We start from the raw sequence: 24,080 nt of genomic DNA on the forward strand, positions 1-24,080 counted from the left end.
CAAAAGCCCATCTTCCTGTCATGCGCGTAAAAAGGGCGACAGTTTACGCACTCACCGCGAATTCGGGGTTGATTATGAGTGACACTTTTTTTCAGTGGTGTGACCTGGAGCTTGGCGGTGTGAGGGAGGCCGCTTTCGCGGGCAAGCCTTGCTCCTACAGGATTGACGTCGGCCTTCCGATCAACATCCATCCTGTAGGAGCAAGGCTTGCCCGCGAAGAGGCCCTGAAACTCAGCGCAAATCCAACTGCTGCCGATATGGCAAATCCGGCCCGGTCTTGCTGCAGGTCAGCGCGGCGGCCTGCACGGCAAACCTGAGCATGGCGTCGATCTGCTCCCGGCTCAGTCGTTGCACACCGTCCACCGAATCCAGTTGCTGCTCGGTCAACCAGGTAATCAGCGCTGCCTGAAAGGTATCGCCAGCCCCAACTGTGTCGGCAATCTTCACCGAGCACGCCGGCACCGACCACGAGCCATGAGCCCGACTGAACACGGTCGCGCCTTCGCCACCACGGGTCAGGAACACCAACTGGCAACGATGCTGGAGCCAGCCTTCGATCACGCGTTGCGGATCCTGCTCGGGATACAACAGGCTCAAGTCTTCATCACTGACTTTGATCAGGTCGGCCAACTCAACCAGCTCGGCAATCCGTTTGCGCCACAGGTCGATGTTTGGCTCCGGGTTCAGCCGCACATTCGGGTCAAGACTGATCAGGCGTTTGCCGCTTTCGCGTTGGACCAACGCCAGCAGCGTATCGGCAATCGGCTGTACCACCAGCGAGAACGAACCAATGTGCAAACCGCGCACTTCAGGCCCTAGTTCCGGCAGGTGCTCCAGGCGCAATTGCCGATCCGCGCAGCCTTCACCACGGAAACTGTAGTGGGGCGAGCCATTGGCGCCGACCGCGACCATCGCCAGTGTTGTCGGTGCGGCAAAATCCACCAGGTAGTCGGGGCGTACGCCTTCATCCTGCAACACTTGTTGCAAGCGGCGGCCGAGGTAGTCGGTGGACAACCCGGCAAACAGCGCCGCGTCCACGCCCAATCGGCGCAAACCCACCGCCACGTTGAACGGCGAGCCGCCGGCAATCGCCTTGAAATTCACTTTTGAAGCCAGACCACTGGCATCGTCTTCGCTGAAGAAATCGAACAGCGCTTCGCCACACACCAGATACATAATTGTTCGCTCTTTAAAGGGTTGCGACATGCTGTTGATAGCGTTCGTAGGCCTGCTGAGCGGCCGCCACATGCTCGGCGATCGGCAGGGTTTCGCTGGCCATGTCGAGTTTCACGCAGCGCTCGCACAAATCCGCCAGCGTGCTTTCGTCGCCGTTAGACCAGGACTTGCACCACGCCGCCTGGATCGCCGCGCCCAGGGCGGCGGCTTCGCTTTGTTCAGTGCAGATGACCGGGGTGTTCATGATGTCGGCGACGATCTGCCGCCACACCGGGCTTTTCGAGCCGCCGCCGATCAAACAAATGCTGCGGCTTTGCAAGCCATTCTGGCGCAACAGGTCCAGCCCATAACGCAAACCAAAGGTCGTGCCTTCGACCACGGCCCGGCACAGGTTGGCCTGGGTCAGGTTGATCATGGTCAGGCCGTGCAGGCTGCCGGTGGCGTGGGGCAGGGCGGGAACGCGTTCGCCGTTGAGGAACGGCAGCATGCTCACACCTTCCGCGCCGATGGGCGCCAGGGCAACCAAGTCGTTGAACTGTTCGATGTCCAGCGCGAACAGGTCACGAATCACCCCGCTGGCGTTGGTCAGGTTCATGGTGCAGATCAACGGCAGCCAGCCGCCGCTGGAGGAGCAGAACGTGGCGACCGAGGCGTCCGGGCTGACTTGTGGCTGCTCGGCATAGGCGTAGACCGTGCCCGAGGAGCCGAGGCTCATGGTGATTGCCCCCGACTGGATGTTGCCGGTGCCGATGGCGCCCATCATGTTGTCGCCGCCGCCGCTGGAGACCAGTGCTTGCGGGTTGATACCCAAGTGCTCGGCGATGCTCGGCAGGATCGTGCCGAGCGCTTGATGAGCGTCGATCAGCTCTGGCAGCGCGGCTTGCAGCCGGCCGCTCGGGTCGATATCACGCAGCAACTGCAAGTCCCATTGGCGGGTGCGCACGTTGAAATAACCGGTGCCCGAGGCGTCGCCATACTCGCTGCAGCTACGGCCGGTGAGCCAGTAATTGAGGTAGTCGTGGGGCAGCAGGAGGCGGGCGATGCGGGCGAAAATCTGCGGATGCTGTTCTTTGGTCCACAGCAGTTTGGACACGGTATAGCCGGGGGCGATGACGATGCCGAGACGTTCGAGCGAGCCTTTTTCACCGCCGAGGTGCGCCAGCAGGCGATCGTTTTCGGGGGTGGATTCGGTGTCGCACCAGAGCTTGGCCGGGCGCAGGACCTGGCCCTGGTCGTCGAGCAGCACCAGCCCGTGTTGCTGGCCGGAGACGCCAATGCCGAGGATGTCCTGGCCGTCGACGTTGGCGGCGAGCAGGGCACGGCGGGTGGCGAGGGTGAAGGCTTCCAGCCATTGGTTGGTGTCTTGCTCGCGACGGCCGTTGGCGCCGCTGATCAAGGTGTGGGCGGCGGCGCCCTGGCCCAGCACCTGACCGCTGACGGCGTCGAGGATGATGGCTTTGGTGCCTTGAGTGCCGCAGTCGATGCCCAGGAATAATTGTTGGTTTGCCATGGTAGATCCTTGGTGTGTCAGGTCGATCTTGGTGAAGCCATTCGCGAGCAAGCCCGCTCCCACAGGGGATTTTTAGTGAACACAAATGTTGTGTACGACGACTGTCCAATGTGGGAGCGGGCTTGCTCGCGAAGACGGCAGTGATTTCACCGCAGCACTTACGCCAACACCCGCTCCAACGTCCGCGTCACCCCAACCTCGCGCAAGCTGTTGCAGCACCACTCAAACGCTGCGACAAACGCCGGCGAACGCGCGATTGCGGTGCCGAAGATCTCCTCCACCTCCAGCAACCGCTGCGTGATCAACGCATCATCGACCACCAATGCCTGACAGAACGCCGCCCGTGGATCCGGAATCGAATAGGTATCGCCATTCTCATCCACACCCTTCAAGTACAACGCCCAAGCCGCCACCACCAACGCCGCACGCTTGGTTTCCTGACCATCCGCGATCAAGCGATTGATCGTCGGCACCGTGAACTTCGGAAACTTCGACGAGCCATCCGAACACACCCGCTCCAGTTGATCGGCAATCGCCTGATTGGAGAAACGCGCCACCAGCGTGTTCTTGTAGTCCGTCAGGTCGATCCCCGGCACCGGCGCCAGTTGCGGGGTGACGTCCAAGTCCATATAAGCCCGCATGTAGCGCACGAACAACGGATCGTTCATGGTCTCGTGGACGAAGCGGTAACCCTTCAAAAACCCCAGGTATGTCAGGGCCAGGTGGCTGCCGTTCAGCAGTTTGATCTTCATTTCCTCATAAGGCGTGACGTCGTTGGTGAACTGCACGCCGACCTTTTCCCAGGCCGGGCGACCGTTGACGAACTTGTCTTCCAGCACCCACTGCACAAACGGTTCGCAGACCACCGGCCAGGCGTCGTCGACCGCATGCTTGTCGGCCAGTTGCAGGCGATGCTCGATGCTGGTCATCGGCGTGATGCGGTCGACCATGGCGTTGGGGAAACTGACGTTGCTGTCGATCCAGTCGCGCAGATCGGTATCGCGCAGCGCAGCAAAGGCCAGCAAGGCTTTGCGGGTGACCGCGCCGTTGTGCGGCAGGTTATCGCAGGACATCAAGGTGAACGCTGGCGTACCAGCGGCGCGACGTTTGGCCAGCGCGGCGCAGAGAAAACCAAACACGGTTTTCGGTGTATTCGGGTTCGCCAGATCATGTTGAATCTGCGGCAGGTGGGCCATGAACTCGCCGTTGCTGTCGTCGATGCAGTAGCCGCCCTCGGTGATGGTCAGCGAGACGATGCGGATCTCGGGGTTGGCGAGTTTGTCGATCAACGCTTCGGCGCCGTCTTCAGCCAGCAACATGTCGCGTATCGAGCCGATCACCCGGACTTCGGCGTCGTTGTTGTCGCCCAGTTCAAACAAGGTGAACAGGTAATCCTGTTCCTTCAAATCGTCCGGGGCCGACGGTCTTCGGCGCGCAGGCCGACACCGCAAATCGCCCAGTCCAGGCCTTCGCCCAAGTTCATCAGTGCATCGGTGTAATACGCCTGGTGCGCCCGATGGAAGCCACCAACGCCGATGTGGGCGATGCCATGGCGGGTGTCGCTCAGGGCGTAGGCAGGCAGGGCCACCTCGGGGGCGAGGCGATTGAGGTTCTGTTTATTCAGTTTCATCGCGTGGTCTCGTCAGGCTGCAGCGCGCAACGGGCGGGTCAGCGCCACGCCGTCGGCATCGAATAAATGGCAGTGTTCAGCGTCCAGGTGCAGGCTCAGCGCCTCGCCATAGCGGCTCGCCAGGTCACCGCGAACGCGCATGGTCAGGGCTTCGCCGGACGAGGTCACAACGTGGCAGAAGGTGTCGCTGCCCAGGCGTTCGCTGACGTCGGCGGTGACTTGCAAGGTGCAGTCGCCGGTTTGCGCCAGGTTCAGGTGTTCCGGGCGAATGCCCAGGGTCACCGGGCTGCCGACGCTCAGGCTGACACTGCTTAACGGCAGGGTGATGCGGGTACCGGCATCCAGCTGCACTTCGCAATTCTGGCTTTCGACTCGGGTCACTCGGCCCTTGAGGAACCCCATTTTCGGCGTGCCAAGGAACCCCGCAACAAACAGGTTGGCCGGCTGGTGATACAAGTCCAGCGGCGAGCCGACCTGTTCGATTTTGCCGCCATTGAGTACCACGACTTTGTCGGCCATGGTCATCGCCTCGACCTGGTCGTGGGTCACGTAGATCATGGTGGCTTTCAGTTCTTTGTGCAGGCGCAACAGCTCCAGGCGCATCTGCACTCGCAGGGCGGCGTCGAGGTTGGACAACGGTTCGTCGAACAGGAAGATTTTCGGGTTGCGCACAATCGCCCGGCCGATCGCCACGCGCTGACGCTGGCCGCCGGACAGCTGTTTTGGTTTGCGTTCAAGCATCGGCCCGAGTTCGAGAATACGCGCCGCTTCGCCGACTTTCTTCTCGACTTCGGCTTTCGGGACACCGGCCAGGTCGAGGGCGAACGACATGTTCTTTTTCACGGTCATGTGCGGGTACAGGGCGTAGGTCTGGAACACCATGGCCAGGTCACGCTTGGCCGGGCTGACTTCGGTGATGTCGCGGCCATCGAGTTCGATGGTGCCGCCGCTGACTTCTTCGAGGCCGGCGATCAGCCGCAGCAGGGTGGACTTGCCACAGCCCGACGGGCCGACGAAGACCACGAATTCCTTGTCGTTCACTTCCAGGTCGATGCCCTTGATGATGGAAAAGCCTTCGAAGCCTTTTTGCAGATTCTTGATTTTCAGGTTGGCCATGGTGATGGGCCTCCGCTTTTAGTTATTCAGTTGAACTGCGCTGCCTGGAGATCAAAAGATCGCAGGCTGCGCCAGCTCCTACAGGGATCGCGTTGGGTCAGCGATATCGCATGGGCCGTGGGGCTCTTTGTAGGAGCTGCCGAAGGCTGCGATCTTTTGATTCATTTCACGGCACCAAACGACAGGCCGCGGACCAGTTGTTTCTGGCTGATCCAGCCGAAGATCAGGATCGGTGCGCAGGCCAGCGTCGACACGGCCGACAACTTGGCCCAGAACAGGCCTTCGGGGCTTGAGTACGAGGCGATCAACGCGGTCAGCGGCGCGGCTTTCGATGAGGTCAGGTTCAAGGACCAGAACGCTTCGTTCCAGCACAGGATCAGCGACAGCAGCACCGTGGAAGCCAGGCCACCCTTGGCAATCGGCAGCAGCACCCGGACCATTTCCTGCCAGAGGGTGGCGCCGTCGAGGCGTGCGGCTTCGAGGATGTCTTTCGGGATGTCCTTGAAGTAGGTGTAAATCATCCAGACCACGATCGGCAGGTTGATCAGCGTGTAGATGGTGATCAAGGCAATGCGCGTATCGAGCAGGCCGAAGCTCTTGGCCAGCAGGTAGATCGGCATCAGCACGCCCACCGGCGGTAGCATTTTGGTGGAGAGCATCCACAGCAGCGTGCCTTTGGTGCGTTTGGTTTCGTAGAACGCCATCGAGTAGGCCGCCGGCACCGCGATCAGCAGGCAAAGGGCCGTGGCGCTGAAGGAAATCACCACCGAGTTCCAGGCGAAGCTGAAGTAGTCGCTGCGCTCGTTGATGTGCAGGTAGTTCTCCAGCGTCGGCGTGAAGATGAATTGCGGTGGCGTGGCGAACGCGTCGATTTCGGTTTTGAAACTGGTCAGCACCATCCAGAAGATCGGGAAGAAGATCAGGATCGCGATGGCCCAGGCCAGAGTGCCGAGCAGCAGGCTTTGCAGACGGCGGGATTGTTGGAGAGTCATGGCGCAGGCCTCAGGCTTTGTCTGTCAGGTTTTTGCCGATCATGCGCACCAGCACGATGGCCGCGACGTTGGCAATGACCACCGCGATCAAACCACCGGCGGACGCCATGCCGACATCGAACTGCACCAGCGCCTGGTTGTAGATCAGGTAGGCGAGGTTGGTCGAGGCGTAACCGGGGCCACCGTTGGTGGTGGTGAAGATTTCGGCAAATACCGAGAGCAGGAAGATGGTTTCGATCATCACCACCACCGCAATCGGCCGCGCCAGGTGCGGCAGGGTCAGGTGCCAGAAGATCGCGATCGGACCGGCACCGTCCAGGCGCGCGGCTTCTTTCTGTTCCTGGTCGAGGGACTGCATGGCGGTCATCAGGATCAGGATCGCGAAGGGCAGCCACTGCCACGACACAATGATGATGATCGACAGCAGTGGGTAGTGCGCCAGCCAGTCCACCGGTTGCGCGCCGAACAGCTTCCAGACGTAGGCGAGAATCCCCGACACCGGGTGGAAAATCAGGTTCTTCCAGATCAGCGCACCGACAGTCGGCATGATGAAGAACGGCGAGATCAGCATGACCCGCACGATGCCGCGACCGAGAAACTCACTGGCCTCAAGCAACGCACTGATCAACACGCCGAACACCACGCTGATCAGCAGCACACTGCCCACCAGCAACAAGGTGTTGGTGGCGCCGGGCAGGAAGCCCGAATCGGTCAGGAAGTAGGTGAAGTTTTCCAGCCCGACAAACTCGTTCTCGCCGGGGTTGAGCAGGTTGTAGCGGATCACTGAAAAGTAGAGGGTCATGCCCAGTGGCACGATCATCCACAGCAGCAACATGGCCACCGAAGGCGTGACGAGAAACCAGCCGGGATTGGCCAACCGGCTTTTACGCACCGGTTGGGGAACTTCCATATGAGCTTTGGCAGTTGAAATATTCATGTCGATAGAACCGATTGGGTGCATGAGCAAGGGCGCGGTGAATCCCTGTAGGAGCAAAGCTTGCTCGCGATGAACGATGACGCGGTTCATCTGACAGACCGCGGCGCGGCAATCGCGGGCAAGCCTTGCTCCTACAGGTAGTGCCGGGTTACTTGGGATAACCGGCGCGCTTCATCTCACGTTCGGTGGTTTGCTGGGCGGCGGCCAGGGCCTGGTCGACCGTGGTCTGGCCGATCAGTGCTGCCGAGAACGACTTGCCGACCTGCGTGCCGATGCCCTGGAACTCAGGGATGGTCACCAACTGGATGCCGATATACGGCACAGGCTTGAGGGTCGGTTTGCTCGGGTCCGCGGCTTTGAGCGACTCGAGAGTCACCTTGGCGAACGGCGCGGCGCTTATGTAAGCCTCGCTGTAGGTCGAGGCCCGCGTGCCTGGCGGCACGTTGGCGATGCCGTCTTTTTCCGCAACCAGCGCACCGTATTCCTTGGAAGTGGCCCAGGCACTGAAGGTCTTCGCTGCATCCTTGGCCTTGGAACTGGTCGGAATCGCCAGCGCCCAGGAATACAACCAGGCCGAGCCCTTGTCGGTGGTCTCGTGCGGCGAAAAGGTGAAGCCGACGTGGTCGCTGACCTTGCTTTGGGTCTTGTCGGTGACGAGCGAGCCGGCGACGCTGGCATCGACCCAGATTGCACACTTGCCGCTGTTGAACAGCGCCAGGTTTTCGTTGAAACCGTTGCTGGAAGCACCCGGCGGGCCCGAATCGGTCATGGTCTTGACGTAGAAATTCAGCGCGTTTTTCCACTCGGGGCCAGTGGTGAATTCCGGTTGCCACTTCTCATCGAACCAGCGCGCACCATAGGCGTTGGCCAGGGTGGTGATCAGCGCCATGTTCTCGCCCCAGCCAGCCTTGCCGCGCAGGCAGATGCCGTACTGTTCTTTATCCTTGTGGGTGAGTTTGCTGGCGAATTCGCCGATCTGGGTCCAGGTCGGGTGCTCGGGCATGGTCAGCCCGGCGTCCTTGAACAGGTCAGTCCGGTAATAAGTGATCGAGCTTTCCGCGTAGAACGGCAGGGCGTACAGCGAACCCTTGACCGACAGGCCTTCGCGCACCGATGGGAACACGTCGTCGAGGGCGTAGCTGGCCGGCAAGTCTTTCATCGGTTCCAGCCAACCCTTGGCGCCCCAGAGTGCCGCTTCGTACATGCCGATGGTCAGCACATCGAACTGCCCGCCCTGGGTCGCAATGTCGGTAGTCAGGCGTTGGCGCAGGACGTTTTCTTCGAGCACCACCCAATTGAGCTTGATGTCCGGGTGCTCGGCCTCGAAGGTTTTCGAGAGCTTTTGCATGCGGATCATGTCGCTGTTGTTGACGGTGGCGATGGTCAGGGTCTGAGCGCCGAGGCTGACGCTACTGAGGGTCATGCAGGTGAGGGCAAGCAGAGCTTTTACAGAAGGTTGCATCGTGCACTCCTTTTCTGCCCCCAGTGAGGGCAGAAGGACGGTTATTGTTTTTGTGTCTTCCTTGTGAGGGAAGAATCTGCACTGATTACAGCCTTCAATTGAGGATGTGACAAATCATCCGTAACACTTGAATCGATACTTTTTTGCACTGGGGTTTAGAGCGGGAAGTACGGGGTAGGGCTTTCTTGCGCTGATTCGCTATGGAATGCGTATAGGTTTTTAAAAACGCAAATCAAAAGATCGCAGCCTTCGGCAGCTCCTACATGGGATCGTATCTCCCTGTAGGAGCTGCCGAAGGCTGCGATCTTTTGATCTTTTAACGGCTAACCCACATTTTGTTCGGTCAACCGCTGCACCGCCAACCGCCGGTAGTGGGACGGCGTCATTCCCTTGAGCTGCTGGAACCGCCGGTTGAAATTGGAAATGTTGTTGAAGCCGGACTCGAAACACACATCGGTCACCGGTTTGTCGCCATCGGCCAGCAGTTCGCAGGACTTGCTGATCCGTAGGCGATTGACGAATTCGATAAAGCAGCGCCCGGTGGCCTGCTTGAACACCCGGCTGAAATACGTTGGCTTCATCCCCAGGTGCTCGGCGACTTCTTCCAGCGGCAGTTCCCGGGCGTAATGGGCAAAAATGTAATCCACTGCCCGGTTGGTGCGATCAACGTTATGTTCATCCGCCAGTTGCGGCGTCGAGGCACCGGACAGCAACTGATAGTCATCAGACGCCGCCAGCACCTCCAACAAAATGAAAAAGTGCCCGAGCCGGGTCACGCCTTTGGTATCGGCGATGCGCTGCATCAGTGTCATGGCCTGGCGGATGGTGCGCTTGCAGCGAAACTCGATACCGTACTGCGCACGCTCCAGCAGTGGCGACAACGTCTTGAGCTCGGCGAACACCAGATGGCCGCTGTCGAACAGTTCATCGGTGAAGTTGACCAGCATGTCGCGCTTGGGCACCACTTCGTCCTCGGCCACCTGGCTGATCCAGTTGTGCGGCAGGTTGGGACCGGTGAGGAATAGCGATTCGGGGTAGAAGTTGCCGATGTAGTCGCCGATGAAGACCTTGCCGGAGCTGGCGACGATCAGGTGCAACTCGTATTCCTTGTGGAAATGCCAGCGCACCAATGGGCAGGGAAACCCGTGCTGGCGATAGATGATGGACAACCCGTTGTGGTCGTCCATCAACTCGTAGGAAGGATCGGTGATTCTGGCTGATCGGCTCATGGCAGGCGCTTTTATTGTTATCGCGCCCTGATGATGCCTCTTTCCGGGACGCTAACGCCAGCAGCCTGTCAGTCGCCCTGCAGAGGCGCCTTGATGCTGTTGACGCCCCGGCAGTACCGACGATCTCTGCCTCGTCGAAAAAGTCGCTGCCGATGATGCGGCAGCCGCTGACCCAAACGTGAAAAAATCAACGCCTGGGCAAAGCGTAGAAGCCGGTAGCGGATTTTTATAAGGCCTGAAACATATGTATAAACATAGCCTTATACCAGTAACTTAATGCCTGATATCACCCGCGAGAATCGGCAACAGACGACTCGCCATGGCGATTTTTTGCCTCGATCCATTGGGCCATGTACTGCGTACTTTTATGCGCGTGATGACGAAGCATCGCGCCGGTGAAGTTGTCTCGACGGCGTTGCGCCAGGTCGCGACGGCAGATTTGCAGGCGCTCGATCAAAGCCGGGCCGTGTTCTGACTGGCTGTATTGGGCGGCGAGTAAGCGGTCGCCATGCCCTTGGGCCTGGGCCCAGAGCGATGGGTCCTGATAAAGCGCAACGGCAGCGGCGGCCAGTGCTGCGGCGGATTCGCCAATATCGCCCGGCCAGGGCAGGCCATCGCTCATGCCTTCGGCACCGATGGGGGTGGTGACGGTCGGCGTGCCGCACAGCATGGCGTCGACGATCTTGCCTTTGATCCCTGCGCCAAAACGCAAAGGTGCGAGACAGATTCGCGCTGCCGACATCACCTGCAGCGCGTCTTCAGCCCAGTTCATGATGTGAAAACCCTGCGCCGCATTATGCAGTGCCGTGGCCTTGGGCGGGGTGTAGGCGCCATAAAGATGCAACTGCGCACCGGGCAATTGTTGACGAATCAACGGCCAGACCGCGGTTTTCATCCAGAGGACCGCGTCCCAGTTCGGCGCATGGCGGAAGTTGCCAATGCTGAGAAAGTGCGCACGATCTTCAAAGGCCTTATGGGACGTCAGGGGCATCTTCGGCATCAAGGGGCACAAATGCAGCAAGTCCCGAGGGAGCTTGAACTGCGCCACCAGCAACTCGATTTCAACCGGCGATATCATCAGGTTCAGGTCGCAGCGATACAGCGCAGCAATTTCGCGTTTTGCCAGGTCAGTGCCGGCCATCAGCTCGAACTCTTCGCGCAAGGCCGGGGCAAACAGGTCGCTGAAATCGTTCTCATCGGCGCTGGTCTTCAAGCGGTCCTTGAGGCGCTGGTGCCGTGCGTGCCGCAGGCTTTGAAGGTCGGAAGTCTCAAGCACTCGCAGGGCGTCGGGGCAGTGCTTCTCCACGCGCCAACCGAATTGCTCCTCCATCATGAACTGATCGAACAGCACGATATCCGGGGCCAGGTCGCTGATGAACGTATCGAAACTGCTGTTATTCAGCTCGATCGGGCATTCGCGAATGCCCAGCGCTGCGAGGTCGGCCTTGTGTTCGCCGACCCCGGCCGGGCTGCTGAAGGTGACGTCCCAGCCTTCGTGCAAAAACGTCTCGAGAATCTGCATGACATGCCCGCTGGCCGCTGAAGAACGGGGTTCGGGCCAGACGTAACCAATGACCAGGACTTTGGTTGCGTGGGACGGGGTCATCGGTATTCCTTGAGGCGGCTGATCGGGCAGGGGCGCAATTAAACCACAGCAAGATTGGCTTTGAACGCAGAGCCGCGGCGTCAGGCAGCGATAATGAATGACCGGCAAGCGTTAATGAAACACGACCACCCTGCAGGGCAAAGCGTTGGGATTGTCGTGTTTTATTTATTGAGCCTGTGTACTGGCAGTGTTTGGCAAAACGCCTCATCGGCAGGTGGTGCCTGAGTCGGATACGTATTCGGGAGTACCCTGACCATGGTCGTTTCGAAACGGCCGTCCGGGAACCCGTGTCAGGCCTGGCAGGTCAGCGCCCGATCAAGCTGAAATGCTCACATTGCGCTGGTTTGTGCCACGTTTACCGCCTCAGGCCAGCATGCCCTTGACCTTGTCCCGCAACTGATCAATGGAGAACGGCTTGCCGATGACCTGCATGCCGGCCGGTACGTCGATACTTTCGGCATAGCCGCTGGCAAACAGGATCGGCAGCTCCGGGCGCAGCATCCGCGCCTGGGTGGCCAGTTCCCGACCGTCCATCACTGGCAAGCCGACGTCCGTCATCATCAGGTCGATGTACTGGTCTTCGTCATTGAGAAACTCCAGGGCCTTCTCGCTGCCATCCGCTTCCAGAACCTTGAATTCGAGTTCCTCCAGCACATCGACGATCAGCATGCGTACGATGGCATCGTCTTCGACGACAAGAATGATGGATGCTTCAGAAGACATAGTGGTAGCTCTCAAGGGTGAATTCCAGGGGCGGCGGGCGATCGAAATTACCGGTCTCTTGCTTGAGTAAATGCCGCCCCCGACAAGTTTCCGACCCGATACAAAAAACAATAGCTGTATAAGTCTGGCAAGGATAACGCGCGGCATTGACCAAGAGCAGTTAATTGAAGGAATTTGCTGGCAAACCTGTCAGAAAATTAGATCCGCGTGGCCGTTTTGGGGCAAACTCCTTGGTTTTCAACAGTTCGACAAGGCCTACCCAATGACCTCTGCGTCTTCGGTTGATGAGCAACGATTTCGTAAACTCTTGAGCCGCAACGTCAGCTTGCCGCTGGGGGTGGGCGTGATCAGCGCGGTTTTCTTTGTGGCGTTGATCACTTATCTGTTATCCGTCATCCAGTGGGTCCAGCACACCGACCGGGTGATCAATAACGCCAATGAAGCGGTGAAGCTGACCGTCGATCTGGAAACCGGCATGCGTGGCTTCCTGCTCAGTGGCGACGAGCACTTTCTGGATCCCTACGAAACGGCCAGGCCGAGAATCGCGGTGGCCCTCAATACCTTGCTCGAACTGACGGCTGATAACCCGGTGCAAACCGATCGTTTGCATAGGCTTCAGGCCTTGCAAACCGAGTGGGCCACCTACGCACAATCGATGATCGATTTGCAACGAGCCAGTGGCGATTACCGCGCCGCGGTCAAGGCCGGGCGCGGCAAGCGCCTGACTGATGAGATCCGTAATCAGTTTCAAGATGTGATCGACATGGAGCAGCAGTTGCGCACCACGCGCAACGAAGACGTGCGCCGCACCACGATCTGGAGCATCACCCTGTACCTGCTGTTCGTGGCCGGTATCAGCGGGTTGCTGGCTTATGTCGGCCGGCGTGACTTGCTCAATCTATCCGAGAGCTACGGTGCCAACCTCGCAGCGCAAAAAGCCAGTGCCGCACGTCTGGAGCAGCAAGCCTGGTTGCGCAATGGCCAGACCGAACTGGCCGAGCAGGTGTTGGGGCAACTGAGCCTTAACTTGTTGGGCCGCAATATTCTGAAGTTCTGCGCGCAGTACCTGGGTACTGCCGTGGCGGCCATTTACGTGCGTGAAGAACATGGCGGCCTCAAGCGCGTGGCTGCTTATGGCATTTCTCGCGAGCAGGAAGAGCAGGGGCAGTCGATCTACGACGGCGAAGGCATTGTTGGTCAAGCGGTGCAACAGGCACGTCTGATTCGCCTGGATGCCGTACCTGACGATTACTTCAAAGTCAGCTCTGGCCTGGGCGAAGGCTTGCCGCGCAGTGTGCTGGTGGTGCCGACCAGCGACGATGAGCGGATCAATGGGGTGATCGAACTCGGCTTCCTGCGCCCGTTGAACGATCGTGACATCGAATTGCTCGAACTGATTGCCGGCAACATCGGTACCTCGATCGAAGCCGCGCGCTATCGCCAGCGTTTGCAGGAAGTACTCGTCGAAACCCAGCAGCTTAACGAAGAGCTCCAGGTTCAGCAGGAAGAACTCAAGACCGCCAATGAGGAGCTGGAAGAGCAATCGAGGATTCTCAAGGAGTCCCAGGCGCACCTGGAAACCCAGCAGGTGGAACTGGAGCAGACCAACGAACAGCTCGCCGAGCAGGCGCAGATCCTGGCCGATCAACGCGACGCCATGGACCAGAAGAACACCGAGCTCAATCAAGCCCAGACTCAACTGCAAGATCGCGCCGAAGAACTGCAGCGCTCCAGCAAGTACAAGTCCGAATTCCTCGCCAACATGTCCCACGAACTGCGCACGCCGCTGAACAGTTCGTTGATCCTGGCCAAGTTGCTGGCGGAAAACCCTCAGGAAAACCTCAGTGCCGAACAGGTCAAGTTCGCCGAGTCGATCTATTCGGCCGGCAATGATTTGCTCAACCTGATCAATGACATCCTCGACATTTCCAAAGTCGAAGCCGGCAAGCTGGAAATGCGCCCGGAAAACACCAGCGTCACCCGTCTGGTGGATGGTTTGCGCGGGATGTTCGAGCCAATGGCCACGAACAAGAAGCTGGATTTCCAGATCGAGTTGCAGGCGGGCGCGCCGATGATGATCTTCACCGACCGCCAGCGTCTGGAGCAGGTGATCAAAAACCTGCTGTCCAACGCGGTCAAGTTCACCGAGAAAGGCAGCGTCAGCCTGACCGTTGTCAGTCAGCCGGGCGAGGGCATTGCCTTTATCGTTCGTGATTCCGGGATCGGCATCGCGGTGGATCACCAGGAAAGCATTTTCGAAGCCTTCCGCCAGGCCGATGGCACCACCAACCGGCGCTACGGCGGCACCGGGTTAGGCCTGTCGATTTCCCGGGACCTGGCGAATCTGCTGGGTGGCTCGATCAGCGTCAGCAGCGAACTGGGGCAGGGCAGTGCGTTCACCCTGGTGTTGCCACTGCAGTACGTCGAGCCGGGTGATGAGCCGGTCGAACCGATGCGGGTCACTCCGGTTGCTTATTCGCCGAGCGCCCCGGTTGCCGCGCGGGTGCCGCTGATTGCCGAAGTCGACATCCCGCGCTTCGACGATGATCGCGCCAAGGCGCCGTTCGCCACACGTTGCATTCTGGTGGTGGAAGATGAAGCGAATTTTGCGCATATCCTCTATGACCTGGCCCACGAACTCGGGTATCAGTGCCTGGTGGCCCACGGCGCTGACGAAGGCTACGACCTGGCCAAAGAGTTTATCCCCGATGCCATTTTGCTGGACATGCGCCTGCCGGATCATTCCGGGCTGACCGTGTTGCAGCGCCTGAAGGAGCACGCTGAAACCCGTCACATTCCGGTTCACGTGATCTCGGTCGAAGACCGGGTCGAAGCCGCGATGCACATGGGCGCCATCGGCTATGCCGTCAAACCGACTACCCGCGAAGAGCTCAAGGACGTGTTCGCCCGCCTGGAAGCCAAGCTGACCCAGAAGGTCAAGCGGGTGCTGCTGGTGGAAGATGATGACTTGCAGCGCGACAGCATTGCCCGCCTGATCGGCGACGAAGACATCGAGATCACCGCCGTCGGCTTCGCCCAGGAAGCGCTGGACCTGCTACGCACGACGATTTTCGATTGCATGATCATCGACCTGAAACTGCCCGACATGCTCGGCAACGATCTGCTCAAGCGTATGTCTATCGAAGACATCTGCTCGTTCCCTCCGGTGATCGTCTATACCGGGCGCAACCTGACCCGGGACGAAGAGGCCGACCTGCGCAAGTATTCGCGTTCGATCATCATCAAGGGCGCGCGCTCGCCAGAGCGGCTTTTGGATGAGGTGACCCTCTTTCTGCACAAAGTCGAATCCCAGTTGTCCCATGAGCGGCAGAAGATGCTCAAGACCGCGCGCAGTCGCGACAAGGTCTTCGAGGGGCGCAAGGTACTGCTGGTGGACGACGATGTGCGCAACATCTTCGCCCTGACCAGTGCGCTGGAGCAAAAGGGTGCAGTCGTAGTGATCGGTCGAAATGGTCGTGAGGCGATTGAAAGATTGAATGAAGTCGAGGACATCGACCTGGTGCTGATGGACGTGATGATGCCGGAAATGGACGGTTTCGAGGCCACGACCTTGATCCGCCAGGACCCGCGCTGGCGCAAGCTGCCGATCATCGCGGTGACGGCCAAGGCCATGAAGGATGATCAGGAGCGCTGCCTGGCGGCAGGTTCCAACGATTACCTGGCCAAGCCTATCGACCTGGATCGCCTGTTCTCGCTGATTCGCGTCTGGTTACCGAAGATGGAACGCATTTAGTGGAAAGCTTTTAGTGGAAAAGAATACCGAAATCGAATTGCGGCTGCTGATCGAGGCGATCTACCTCAAGTACAGCTATGACTTTCGCGACTATTCCGGCGCTTCGATCAAGCGCCGGGTTGCACATGCGCTGAGTCAGTTTGAGTGCACCACCATCTCGGCGCTGCAGGAAAAAGTCCTGCACGATCCGACCGCATTCATGCAGTTGCTGCAATTGCTGACGATCCCGGTCAGTGAGATGTTCCGTGATCCTTCGCACTTCCTGGCGATCCGCAAGGAAGTGGTGCCGCTGCTCAAGACCTATCCGTCGATCAAGATCTGGATTGCCGGCTGCAGCACCGGCGAAGAGGTTTATTCGATGGCGATCCTGCTGCGCGAAGAAGGTTTGCTCGACCGCACGATCATCTATGCCACCGACATCAACCCTCGCTCCCTGGACAAAGCCAAACAGGGAATTTTCTCCATGGAGAACGTCCGCGCCTACACTGCTAATTACCAGCAGGCCGGTGGCCAGCGCTCATTTGCCGATTACTACACGGCGGCTTACGGCTATGCGATTTTCGACAAGAGCCTGTGTGAGAACGTGACCTTTGCCGATCACAGCCTGGCGACGGACAGTGTCTTTTCAGAAACTCAATTAGTTTCATGTCGCAATGTATTGATTTATTTCAATAAAAAGCTTCAGGATCGTGCCTTTGGGTTGTTCCACGAGTCGCTGTGTCATCGTGGTTTCCTGGTGTTGGGCAGCAAGGAAACTCCGGATTTTTCGGCATTCGGCAAGCAGTTCGAGCCCTTGGTCAAACACGAACGGATCTACCGCAAATCATGAACAGTGCAACTGATTTGCCTACCGTGGAGGCTATCGTGATCGGCGCTTCGGCCGGCGGAGTAGAGGCGTTGCTGAACCTCCTCAGCCCTCTGCGCAAAGGTTTTGCGCTGCCGATCATCGTGGTGCTGCATTTGCCTGACGAACGCCGCAGCCAACTGGCCGAAGTATTTGCCCGGCGAGTTTCGATGCCAGTGGTGGAGGCCGCTGACAAGACCTTGGTCGATCCCGGAACGCTCTATTTTGCAGCGCCCGGCTATCACCTCTCGGTGGAGCAGGACCGCAGTTTCTCGTTGAGCCTGGAGGACCGCGTGCACCATTCGCGGCCGGCCATCGATTACTTGTTCGAGTCTGCCGCCGACGCCTATGGACCCGCGTTGGCCGCCGTGTTGTTGACCGGTGCCAACCGCGATGGCGCCAGCGGCCTGGCCCAGGTCAAACACCGCGGGGGCCTGACCGTGGTGCAAGACCCGGACGAAGCCCAAGTCGCAACCATGCCCAAGGCTGCGCTGGATTTGCATCAACCCGACCACATTCTTACCATCCGCGGCATCGGCCGTCTGCTTGTCGAGCTGGAACGAATAGCATGCTGAGTAATATTCAAGCCAAACTGCTGATCGTCGATGATCTGCCGGAGAACCTGTTGGCCCTCGAAGCGCTGATCAGGCGCGAAGATCGCACTGTCTACAAGGCGCTGTCGGCTGACGAAGCGCTGTCGCTGCTGCTGCAGCACGAATTCGCGATTGCCATTCTCGACGTGCAGATGCCGGGCATGAATGGCTTTGAACTGGCCGAGTTGATGCGCGGCACGGAAAAGACCAAGAACATCCCGATCGTGTTCGTCAGTGCCGCCGGCCGTGAGTTGAACTACGCGTTCAAAGGCTACGAAAGCGGCGCTGTGGACTTCCTGCACAAGCCGCTGGATATCCACGCGGTCAAGAGCAAGGTCAATGTGTTCGTTGACTTGTATCGCCAGAGCAAGGCGATGAAGCAACAGGTCGAAGCCCTGGAGCAAAGCCGCCGCGAACAGGAAGCGCTGCTCAAGCAATTACAGAACACCCAGAACGAACTGGAGCAAGCCGTGCGCATGCGCGATGACTTCATGTCCATCGTTGCCCACGAGGTGCGCACGCCGCTCAATGGCCTGATCCTCGAAACCCAGTTGCGCAAGATGCACCTGGCCCGGGACAACGCCGCGGCGTTTACCCTGGACAAGATGCACGCCATGGTTGATCGCGATGAACGGCAGATCAAAAGCCTGATCCGGCTGATTGAAGACATGCTGGACGTGTCACGCATTCGCACCGGCAAACTGTCGATCCGACCGAGCCGCTTCGACCTGAAGAAGCTGGTGGGCGATCTGCTGCAAAACTTCGCGCCGCAATTCGATGCCGCCGAGTCAGCGGTGACGTTTACTGCCGATGAGTCGGTGGACGGTCGCTGGGATGAGTTCCGTATCGAGCAGGTGATCTCCAACTTGCTGACCAACGCCTTGCGTTATGGTGGCAAAGGCCCGATTGACGTGCGGGTGTACAGTCACGAAGGTCAGGCCCGGGTCGAGGTCCAGGATCGCGGTATTGGTATCAGTGAAGAGAACCAGAAGCGTATTTTTCAACAGTTCGAACGGGTTTCAGCCAAGACCGTTGTCGCGGGGCTTGGGCTTGGGCTATTTATTTCCGAGCAAATCGTTGCCGCCCATGGCGGATCCATCGTCGTCGAGAGCAAAATCAACGAAGGCGCCTTATTTCGCGTTTGTCTGCCGCTGTAGGAAAACAGCCAGATCAACGCAACCTCTGAACGACTCCACGGTCGTATCAGCAGCTATTGACCGAACAAAGGCTTCCCATGAGTGAAGATGCGCAAGATGTAGTACTCATCGTCGAGGATGACCCCTCGATCTTGATGGTGTTGTCTGCCTATCTGTCGGGTGAGGGTTATCGCGTGCTGCAGGCTGAAAACGGCGAGCAGGCGTTCGAAATCCTCGCGAGCAAACCGCACCTGGACATGATGATTACCGACTTCCGCCTGCCTGGCGGGATTTCCGGCGTGCAGATCGCCGAGCCTGCGGTGAAGTTGCGTCCGGAGCTCAAAGTGATTTTTATCAGCGGTTATCCGCAGGAAATCCGCGAGACCGACAGCCCGATCACCCGCAAGGCGCCGATTCTGGGCAAGCCTTTCGACCTGGATGTGCTGCAGGAACTCATGCAGGAAATGCTCTCTTAAGTGCACTCTGCCCCTGTAGGAGCTGCCGAAGGCTGCGATCTTTTGATCTTGCTGTTCAAAAACAAGATCAAAAGATCGCAGCCTTCGGCAGCTCCTACGCGAATGCCGTGCTTTAGATCCGGATCATTTCCCGTACCTTTGCTGTTAACAAATCGAAGGTGAACGGCTTGGTGATCATCTGCATGCCCGGGTCGAGGAAGCCACCGCGCACGGCGGCATGCTCGGCGTACCCGGTAATGAACAGCACCTTGAGATCCGGCCGGTACTGACGGCCGATTTCTGCCAGTTGTCGGCCGTTCATCCCTGGCAGGCCGACGTCGCTGATCAACAGATCGATTCGCTGGGCGGAGTCCAGAATCGGCACTGCACTGTTGGCATCCCCGGCCTCGAAAAACGCATAACCCAACTCGCTCAGCACCGTACTGACCAATACCCGAACCGCTGGATCGTCTTCGACAATCAGTACGGTCTCGCCGTCCTGAGCGAAAGGCGCTTGCTCGATGTCGACGAGGGGATCCTGCCCCAGGTCGCCGAGGTAGCGCGGCAGGTAAAGGTTAACGGTGGTGCCGTTGTCGACTTCGCTCTGGATAGTGACGTGGCCACGGGACTGTTTGCTGAAGCCATAAATCATCGACAACCCGAGGCCGGTGCCCTGGCCGATGGGTTTGGTCGTGAAAAACGGGTCAAACGCGCGATTGATGGTGCTTTGCGCCATTCCACAGCCAGTGTCGGTAACGCTCAGCACTACGTAATCCCCGGGCTGAAGGTTGCCGTGGGATTCAGTGAAGCCCGTATCCAGATGTTGATTGAAGGTCTTCACCAGCAGCTGGCCGCCGCCAGGCATCGCATCGCGGGCATTGAGTACCAGGTTGAGCAGGGCGCTTTCCAGCTGGTTGGGATCGGCTTCGGCCACCCACAGCTGTTCGCTCAGTTGCATGTCCAGGTGAATGCTTTCATTGATGCTGCGTTGCAGCAACTCGCCCATTGACGTCACCAGGGTGTTCATTACCACCGGTTTTGAATCCAGGGATTGGCGCCTGGAAAACGCCAGCAAACGGTGAGTCAGGCCGGCCGCGCGATTGGCTGAGGTCACGCCCAGATCGATCAGGCTGTCCAGGTCTTCGGTACGTCCACGGGCCAGGCGCCGGCGCAGCAACTCCAGGCTGCCGATGATGCCGGTCAGCATGTTGTTGAAGTCGTGGGCGATGCCGCCGGTCAACTGGCCAACGGCTTCCATTTTCTGCGACTGGCGCAGGGCTTCTTCGTTGTGCCGCAACTGCGCGGTGCGTTCCGCGACTTGTTGCTCGAGGGTTTCAAGGGTGGTTTGCAGTCGCAGTTCGCTCTGGCTCAAGTCGATCAGCCGGTCTCTGGCTTCGTACTGTCGTCGTCGCCCGCGCAGCGCAGTAGTGACCAGGCTGATCAGGGTCACCGGGTGGAAAGGGCGTTCGAGAAAGGTCACGTTACCCAGTTGCGGTCCAAGCCGTGAAGCGGGGTTCTGCTCGGGGCCGCCGTGGTGGGTTAACAACACGATCGGCAAATCCGACCACGCCGGTTGTTGCTCGATCAGCCCCAGCAGGGGGGCCAGATCACCACCCATTAACGCCTCGCAAGAGATCAGCAGCAGGCCTGCGCCGTATTCCAGCTCGCTGCACAGCTGCGTCAGGTCACGGCTGATGACACCGGCATAACCCGCTTCATTGAGCATCATCAGTGCAATCTGGCTGTCGCGACCCAGTGGCGCGAGGATAATCGCGCGCTCGGATGTCGCCGCCAGAGCCGTCACTGGTTGTCTTCCTCAAGCAGCGGCTTGCTTGCGCCCAAGTAGGTCGGTACACCACGCAACACACCTTGGAACGCGTCCAACGGTTCGCCGATGGTCATGCCGGTGCCGCTGATGCGGTACTCGCGAATGGTCGATTCGTGGCGGCCAGTACGCTTCTTGATGATCGAGATCGCCCGGCGCACCTTGCCCAGGGCTTCGAAGTAGCGCAACAGAATGACCGTGTCGGCCAGATAGGTGATATCGACCGGCGCCTGCATGTCCCCGACCAGACCATGCTGGGCGACGGTCATGAACGTCGCGACGCCTCGGCGATTGAGGTACAGCAACAGCTCGTGCATGTGCAGCACCAGGGCGTTTTCTTCCGGCATCGCGGCTTGGTAGCCATTAATGCTGTCGATCACCACGGTTTTGATCTCGCGCTCATCGACGCAACGACGCACCCGATGGGAAAACTCACCGGGGGACAATTCGGCGGCGTCCACTTGCTCGATCAGCAGATTGCCTGTGGCTTGCAAGGCCTTGAGGTCGATGCCCATGTTTTTCATGCGCTCGAACAGCAGGCCCAGCTCTTCGTCGAAGATAAACAGCGCGGCTTTTTCGCCGCGGGCAACAGCCGCTGCAGCGAAGATCATCGAGATCAGCGATTTGCCGGTACCGGCCGGGCCGAGGATCAACGTGCTGGAGCCTGTTTCGATGCCGCCGCCAAGCAGTGTGTCCATCTCCTTGATGCCGCTGGTCAATTGCCGGCGAATATAGCCACCCCGGTGTTCCGCGGCCACCAGGCGCGGAAACACATGGACTCCGTCGCCCATAATGGTGAAATCGTGAAAGCCGCCACGGTACTTCTGGCCACGGTATTTCACCACGCGAATACGACGGCGTTCGGCACCGTAGTTGGGCGTCAGTTCTTCCAGGCGAATCACCCCGTGGGCGACGCTGTGCACGGTTTTGTCGAGGGAATCGGTGGTCAGGTCATCGAGCAGCAGCACGGTGGCGTCATAACGCACGAAGTAGTGCTTGATGGCCAGGATCTGCCGTCGATAGCGCAGTGAACTCTGGGCCAGCAGGCGAATTTCGGAGAGGCTGTCGAGGACCACACGGGTCGGCTTGACCCGATCAACCACTTCGAAAATCTGTTTGGTGGCTTCGCCCAACTCCAGGTCTGAGGAATACAGCAAGCTCTGCTGGTGCTCGGCATTGAGCAGGCTCTCCGGTGGTGTCAGCTCAAAGATACGGATGTTCTCATCCAGTTCCCAACCGTGGGACAACGCGCCCTGGCGCAGTTCACGTTCGGTTTCTGACAGGGTGATGTACAACGTGCGCTCGCCGGCACGGGCACCGGCAAGGAGAAAATGCAACGCAACGGTGGTTTTGCCCGTTCCGGGTTCACCCTCAAGCAAAAACACGTGGCTGCGGGACAATCCGCCGGCCAGGATGTCATCCAGACCTTCAATGCCGGTGGCGGCTTTTGCACTGAACAACGCATTAGATGTAGACAAAAAATGCCCTCTCATGACCAGGGGAAGTGAGGCAGCAGGCCTGAAGTGCCTGAATTGACTGCCTGTTTCTCTTGACCCTTGGCCTGGGCGACGGTTCAACCTTTTGTATTCGACTGTTGTTTTTGCGTAAAAAATCAAAAGATCGCAGCCTTCGGCAGCTCCTACAGGGGCGGGATTCGACCGCTATAGGTGATACGACGCGATGGGCGTAGGAGCTGGCGAAGCCTGCGATCTTTTAGCGTCTTTGGAATCGCCGAAGGTCAGGATCAAAAGATCGCAGCCTTCGGCAGCTCCTACGGAGGCAGGATTCGACCGCTATAGGTGATAAGACGCGATGGGTGTAGGAGCTGGCGAAGCCTGCGATCTTTTAGCGTCTTTGGAATCGCCGAAGGTCAGGATCAAAAGATCGCAGCCTTCGGCAGCTCCTACAGGGGCAGGATTCGACCGCTATACCGAGATAAGACGCGATGGGTGTAGGAGCTGGCGAAGCCTGCGATCTTTTAGCGTCTTTGGAATCGCCGAAGGTCAGGATCAAAAGATCGCAGCCTTTGGCAGCTCCTACGGAGGCAGGATTCGACCGCTATAGGTGATACGACGCGATGGGCGTAGGAGCTGGCGAAGCCTGCGATCTTTTAGCGTCTTTGGAATCGCCGAAGGTCAGGATCAAAAGATCGCAGCCTTCGGCAGCTCCTACAGGGGCAGGATTCGACCGCTATAGGTGATAAGACGCGATGGGTGTAGGAGCTGGCGAAGCCTGCGATCTTTTAGCGTCTTTGGAATCGCCGAAGGTCAGGATCAAAAGATCGCAGCCTTCGGCAGCTCCTACGGAGGCGGGATTCGACCGCTATACCGAGATAAGACGCGATGGGCGTAGGCGCTGGCGAAGCCTGCGATCTTTTAGCGTCTTTGGAATCGCCGAAGGTCAGGATCAAAAGATCGCAGCCTTCGGCAGCTCCTACAGGGGCAGGATTCGACCGCTATAGGTGATACGACGCGATGGGCGTAGGAGCTGGCGAAGCCTGCGATCTTTTAGCGTCTTTGGAATCGCCGAAGGTCAGAATCAAAAGATCGCAGCCTTCGGCAGCTCCTACAGGGGCGGGATTCGACCGCTATACCGAGATAAGACGCGATGGGTGTAGGAGCTGGCGAAGCCTGCGATCTTTTAGCGTCTTTGGAATCGCCGAAGGTCAGAATCAAAAGATCGCAGCCTTCGGCAGCTCCTACAGGGGCGGGATTCGACCGCTATACCGAGATAAGACGCGATGGGTGTAGGAGCTGGCGAAGCCTGCGATCTTTTAGCGTCTTTGGAATCGCCGAAGGTCAGGATCAAAAGATCGCAGCCTTCGGCAGCTCCTACAGGGGCAGGATTCGACCGCTATACCGAGATAAGACGCGATGGGTGTAGGCGCTGGCGAAGCCTGCGATCTTTTAGCGTCTTTGGAATCGCCGAAGGTCAGGATCAAAAGATCGCAGCCTTCGGCAGCTCCTACGGAGGCAGGATTCGACCGCTATAGGTGATAAGACGCGATGGGTGTAGGAGCTGGCGAAGCCTGCGATCTTTTAGCGTCTTTGGAATCGCCGAAGGTCAGGATCAAAAGATCGCAGCCTTCGGCA

General features: G+C 58.9%; 16 protein-coding genes and 1 pseudogene. 5 read left to right on the forward strand and 12 right to left on the reverse strand.

Annotated features, from left to right (window positions below; all coding sequences use genetic code 11):
• Positions 1 to 231: 231 nt before the first annotated feature.
• The 10 genes and pseudogenes from JFV26_RS32375 to JFV26_RS32420 all read right to left on the reverse strand — a co-directional run bounded on the left by JFV26_RS32375 (position 232) and on the right by JFV26_RS32420 (position 12,381).
• The gene (locus tag JFV26_RS32375) at positions 232 to 1,176 is read right to left on the reverse strand and encodes a carbohydrate kinase family protein (protein WP_201197584.1); all 945 of its coding nucleotides are present in this window, start codon (positions 1,174 to 1,176) and stop codon (positions 232 to 234) included.
• 13 nt (positions 1,177 to 1,189) lie between these two features.
• The gene (xylB, locus tag JFV26_RS32380; protein ID WP_201197585.1) at positions 1,190 to 2,686 is read right to left on the reverse strand and encodes a xylulokinase; all 1,497 of its coding nucleotides are present in this window, start codon (positions 2,684 to 2,686) and stop codon (positions 1,190 to 1,192) included.
• 158 nt (positions 2,687 to 2,844) lie between these two features.
• A pseudogene (locus tag JFV26_RS32385) lies at positions 2,845 to 4,316 on the reverse strand (mannitol dehydrogenase family protein).
• A gap of 12 nt (positions 4,317 to 4,328) precedes the next feature.
• Positions 4,329 to 5,432: an ABC transporter ATP-binding protein gene (locus JFV26_RS32390; protein ID WP_201197586.1), complete on the reverse strand. Its 1,104-nt coding sequence runs from the start codon at positions 5,430 to 5,432 to the stop codon at positions 4,329 to 4,331.
• Positions 5,433 to 5,593: 161 nt separating this feature from the next.
• Positions 5,594 to 6,424: a carbohydrate ABC transporter permease gene (locus JFV26_RS32395; protein WP_201197587.1), complete on the reverse strand. Its 831-nt coding sequence runs from the start codon at positions 6,422 to 6,424 to the stop codon at positions 5,594 to 5,596.
• Positions 6,425 to 6,434: 10 nt separating this feature from the next.
• Positions 6,435 to 7,334, reverse strand: coding sequence for a carbohydrate ABC transporter permease (locus tag JFV26_RS32400; RefSeq protein ID WP_242487991.1), 900 nt, complete (start codon positions 7,332 to 7,334; stop codon positions 6,435 to 6,437).
• A gap of 175 nt (positions 7,335 to 7,509) precedes the next feature.
• Positions 7,510 to 8,823 carry an ABC transporter substrate-binding protein gene (locus tag JFV26_RS32405; RefSeq protein ID WP_201197589.1) on the reverse strand — a complete coding sequence of 438 codons (1,314 nt, stop codon included), beginning with the start codon at positions 8,821 to 8,823 and terminating at the stop codon, positions 7,510 to 7,512.
• Between the two features lie 323 nt (positions 8,824 to 9,146).
• The gene (locus JFV26_RS32410; protein ID WP_201197590.1) at positions 9,147 to 10,052 is read right to left on the reverse strand and encodes an AraC family transcriptional regulator; all 906 of its coding nucleotides are present in this window, start codon (positions 10,050 to 10,052) and stop codon (positions 9,147 to 9,149) included.
• Between the two features lie 286 nt (positions 10,053 to 10,338).
• Positions 10,339 to 11,658, reverse strand: a complete 1,320-nt coding sequence (locus JFV26_RS32415) for a glycosyltransferase (protein WP_201197591.1) — start codon at positions 11,656 to 11,658, stop codon at positions 10,339 to 10,341.
• Positions 11,659 to 12,021: 363 nt separating this feature from the next.
• Positions 12,022 to 12,381 carry a response regulator gene (locus tag JFV26_RS32420; RefSeq protein ID WP_201197592.1) on the reverse strand — a complete coding sequence of 120 codons (360 nt, stop codon included), beginning with the start codon at positions 12,379 to 12,381 and terminating at the stop codon, positions 12,022 to 12,024.
• Positions 12,382 to 12,643: 262 nt separating this feature from the next.
• On the opposite strand from JFV26_RS32420, the gene JFV26_RS32425 reads away from it, so the two are divergent.
• The 5 genes from JFV26_RS32425 (at position 12,644) to JFV26_RS32445 (ending at position 19,184) form a co-directional block, all read left to right on the forward strand.
• Entirely contained in the window at positions 12,644 to 16,135 is a 3,492-nt protein-coding gene (locus tag JFV26_RS32425) for a response regulator (protein WP_201197593.1), read from the forward strand.
• A 13-nt stretch (positions 16,136 to 16,148) separates the two neighbouring features.
• Positions 16,149 to 16,964: a CheR family methyltransferase gene (locus tag JFV26_RS32430; protein ID WP_201197594.1), complete on the forward strand. Its 816-nt coding sequence runs from the start codon at positions 16,149 to 16,151 to the stop codon at positions 16,962 to 16,964.
• Positions 16,961 to 17,554 carry a chemotaxis protein CheB gene (locus JFV26_RS32435; protein WP_201197595.1) on the forward strand — a complete coding sequence of 198 codons (594 nt, stop codon included), beginning with the start codon at positions 16,961 to 16,963 and terminating at the stop codon, positions 17,552 to 17,554. The genes JFV26_RS32430 and JFV26_RS32435 overlap by 4 nt, the downstream gene beginning before the upstream one ends.
• Positions 17,548 to 18,729 carry a hybrid sensor histidine kinase/response regulator gene (locus tag JFV26_RS32440; RefSeq protein WP_201197596.1) on the forward strand — a complete coding sequence of 394 codons (1,182 nt, stop codon included), beginning with the start codon at positions 17,548 to 17,550 and terminating at the stop codon, positions 18,727 to 18,729. Before JFV26_RS32435 ends, JFV26_RS32440 begins: the two co-directional genes overlap by 7 nt.
• 77 nt (positions 18,730 to 18,806) lie before the next feature.
• A complete protein-coding gene (locus JFV26_RS32445) occupies positions 18,807 to 19,184 on the forward strand; it encodes a response regulator (RefSeq protein ID WP_059405185.1) in 378 nt (125 codons plus the stop codon).
• Positions 19,185 to 19,296: 112 nt separating this feature from the next.
• On the opposite strand, the gene JFV26_RS32450 is transcribed toward JFV26_RS32445, so the two are convergent.
• Positions 19,297 to 20,967: a response regulator gene (locus JFV26_RS32450; protein WP_201197597.1), complete on the reverse strand. Its 1,671-nt coding sequence runs from the start codon at positions 20,965 to 20,967 to the stop codon at positions 19,297 to 19,299.
• Complete coding sequence (locus JFV26_RS32455; protein WP_201197598.1) at positions 20,964 to 22,466, reverse strand: ATPase domain-containing protein; 1,503 nt, start codon at positions 22,464 to 22,466, stop codon at positions 20,964 to 20,966. Before JFV26_RS32455 ends, JFV26_RS32450 begins: the two co-directional genes overlap by 4 nt.
• Positions 22,467 to 24,080: the final 1,614 nt, after the last annotated feature.

It is taken from the genome of Pseudomonas sp. TH31 (genome assembly GCF_016650815.1).
Classification (GTDB): Bacteria; Pseudomonadota; Gammaproteobacteria; order Pseudomonadales; family Pseudomonadaceae; genus Aquipseudomonas.